General features: G+C 36.6%; 3 protein-coding genes. 1 reads left to right on the top strand and 2 read right to left on the bottom strand.

Annotated features, from left to right (window positions below; translation table 11 throughout):
* Nucleotides 1-50 precede the first annotated feature (50 nt).
* Complete coding sequence (locus tag C6H25_RS08415; protein ID WP_104748971.1) at nt 51-824, bottom strand: tetratricopeptide repeat protein; 774 nt, start codon at nt 822-824, stop codon at nt 51-53.
* Nucleotides 825-1086: 262 nt separating this feature from the next.
* Entirely contained in the window at nt 1087-2784 is a 1698-nt protein-coding gene (gene ggt, locus C6H25_RS08410) for a gamma-glutamyltransferase (RefSeq protein ID WP_104748970.1), read from the bottom strand.
* A 450-nt stretch (nt 2785-3234) separates the two neighbouring features.
* On the opposite strand from ggt, the gene C6H25_RS09040 reads away from it, so the two are divergent.
* A partial coding sequence (locus tag C6H25_RS09040) for a ribbon-helix-helix domain-containing protein (protein ID WP_324761429.1) occupies nt 3235-3328 on the top strand: 94 nt, incomplete at its 3' end.

The following is a 3328-nucleotide window of genomic DNA, read 5'->3' as shown; positions in this document are numbered from 1 at the left end:
TAAGTCCCTCCAAAAAAAACGCAAAAAACAAATGCTAAAAAACCTAAGCCCTAACGGCTTGAGGCACTCAACTTCTTCTTGCACTCTGCATCGTTGCTGAGTTCACATGCACGCTTTCGGTATTCTTCAGCTTTTTTGCTGTCTTTTTGAACGCCCAAGCCATATTGATATGACTTAGCCAATCCCTCATAAGCTTGAGAAGACCCCATATCTGCTGCCATTCTATAATACATGATAGCCTTATCTTGGTTTTCTTCTACGCCAAGCTGTTCATTCCCATAGTAATAAATGTCTCCTAAAAGGATATAGGCCTCAGCACTCCCTTTAGAAATCGCCTTTCCAAAATACTCTGATGCTTTAGTATAGTTGCTTTGAACACCCATTCCGTCCATATACATGATACCTAAGTTGATATAAGCGTTAGTATAGCCCTTTTCAACAGCAATTTTAAAATACTCTACCGCTTTCTTTTCATCTTTAGGCACGCCCCTACCTTCTTTATACATGACACCTAAATTATTATAGCCTCTAGCTACATCGTTTTCTATCGCTTTTTTGAAATACTCTACAGCTTTTTTATCGCTCTTTTGCACGCCCCTACCATTTTTATACATAATGCCTAAAAGAACATAAGCAAGTGGTTCTCCATGCTTTATAGCCTCTTCATAATACTGAGCTGCTTGAATATAATCCCTATTATCGTAAGCCTCCTCGCCCTTATAGACAAAAGTTCCCTTATCTGCAAGGTGCTTTGCACTAAGAGTGCCATATAGCAATGCTCCAACCAAGCAACTTTTTAATACTACCTTGCACAAACCATTCATCGTTTTTCCTTTTCTTATCTTATAATTATAATAATAATCTCTAGGTGAGATTTAATATTCAAACTCTAAAAAATCTTATGCGTGCATATATATCGTCTATTTACGAGAATTTTATAATATTTTTATTAACAACCCAAATCAAAATAGCTAAAAATCTAAGAAATTTCTAAAAACATGCCTTAAGGATACAAGAAATTGCTAATCTCTATTAAAAAGAGAGATTAGCAACCTTATTTTATAAAACCCATAATTTTAAAAAAAATTAAAATTCTTTTCTTGGGTCAGTAGCTCCATAAAAAACATGGCTTTTTGGTTTAATATGAATCGCATTTACATCACCCATAACAGGTTTAGTAACGATTTGATAGCCCATTTTAGTGAGATTGTCTTTCACATCAGCTGGCATGCCATATTTTTCAATCCTCAATTCATCAGGGAGCCATTGCATATGAAATCTTGGGGCTGAAACGGCTTCAGAAATATTCATGTTGTAGTCAATCACATTGGAAATTACTTGTAACACCGTAGTGATAATTCTAGCTCCCCCAGGACTTCCTACAACCATAAAAACCTTATTATTTTTTAATACAATTGTAGGTGACATAGAGCTTAAAGGACGCTTACTAGCCTCAATCGCATTCGCATCACCCCCCACTAAACCATAAAGATTAGGATTGCCGGGCTTGATAGAAAAATCATCCATTTCATTATTCAATAAAAATCCTGCCCCATCAATACTAGCGGCACTCCCATAAGAGGCATTGATAGTATAGGTAACACTCACCGCATTACCCCATTTATCAGCCACTGAATAATGCGTGGTGTTATTACCCTCATGCAGTTGGTTAAAACCGGGTTTAATCTTAGCGCTAGGAGTTACCGTATCAGGCTGAATGCTCTCAAAAATCTTCTTAGCATACAGCTTGCTAGTGAGCTTTTCTACAGGCACTTGCACAAAATCAGGATCGCCCATATAAACCGACCTATCCGCATACGCTTGGCGCATAGCCTCTGCTGAGATATGAATGTTTTTAGAAGAGCCATAACCCGCCTCATTCAAACTAGCGTTTTCCATAATATTTAAAATTTCAATTAAATGCGTCCCGCCAGAGCTTGGTGGCGACATAGAGATGATTTTATAACCTCTATAAGTCCCTACCACAGGCTTACGCCATTTAACCTTGTAATTGGCCAAATCTTCTTGAGTGATAATCCCCCCATTTTTTTTCATGTCTTTTTCAATAAGCTCTGCCACATGCCCATGATAAAACCCTTTAGCCCCTTGCAACTTAATTTGGGTTAGAGTTTTTGCCAAATCTTTTTGGATAAATAAATCCCCCTCTTGATAATCATGATGCCCTTTTTTAAAGAAGTATTTTCTGCTTGAGGCGTATTTGTTAAAACGCTCATGTGCTTCTTTTAAGGTCTCAGCTTGCCTTTGAGAAATCACATAGCCATGTTCAGCCAATTTAATAGCTGGGTCAATTAACCTAGACAATTTCTTAGTGCCATATTTTTTAAGCATGGCCTCCATTCCTGCTACCGTTCCGGGAACTCCAGCTGCTAAATAGCCATCTTCACTAAGCTTAGGGATAACATTGCCTTGCTTATCTAAATACATGTCTTTTGTGGCTTTTAAGGGGGCTTTTTCTCTAAAATCTAAAGTGATGTTTTCGCCATTAACTAAGTGAATGACTGCAAAGCCTCCACCACCAATATTACCTGCTGCAGGATGCACTACCGCTAGAGCAAAGCCTATCGCTACTGCCGCATCAATGGCATTACCGCCCTCTTCTAACACTTTTTGACCAATTTCACTCGCTAAAGGATGACTTGAAAGAGCTAAACCCACTTTAGCGTTTTTTATAGGGGGATAGCTCGCAGAACTCAAAGGATTTAATAATCCAAGAGAAAGTGCTATCGCACTCAAACCAATCGTTTTTAAAAAACTCCGTCTCATTAAAAAATCTCCTTTTAAAACTAATTTTAGAACCATTAAAAAACAACAATCACATCTAATAAATTTATGGCTTATCTTTATTTGCCAATGAATTATTGTATCATAAGCCATAAGCAAAGCACTATGGCACTCAATCTTTTAATGCCAACTTATTCCTAATGATTAAGTTTTAAGATACTAAAACACTTATTTTTTGCCATTCAATCAGTATTTGCATATACTTTTAAAGATTATAGAGATTAAACACATTGAACTAGACTTTTTTTAACTAATAATGTTATGATAATCTAGCAATTATTTCTCACATTGTTTAATATTTTATGATAATCTCACGGAGTTATAAGACTTAAGCTATTGTGCTTTTGAATAATATTTAAGGATTTAATTATGAAAGGATTACGCAACAAAAGCACCCCCCCCCCCCGCAGAGATGAGACATCTCAAAATGACATGGTTTCTATGGAAACAAAATCTAAAAGTAAATTGGGACGCAAACCAAAAGCTGATTCTAACAAAAAGACTCGTGCCGTAAGCTTGTATTTTT

Source organism: Helicobacter cetorum (assembly GCF_900198405.1).
Taxonomy (GTDB): domain Bacteria; phylum Campylobacterota; class Campylobacteria; order Campylobacterales; family Helicobacteraceae; genus Helicobacter; species Helicobacter cetorum_C.
Note: the sequence above shows the minus strand (reverse complement) of the source record. Positions and strands in the feature narration are given on the sequence as shown.

Coding starts and splice junctions, on each gene's coding strand:
- C6H25_RS08415 (WP_104748971.1), bottom strand. CDS start 824: ATGAATGGTTTGTGCAAGGTAGTATTAAAAAGTTGCTTGGTTGGAGCA.
- ggt (WP_104748970.1), bottom strand. CDS start 2,784: ATGAGACGGAGTTTTTTAAAAACGATTGGTTTGAGTGCGATAGCACTT.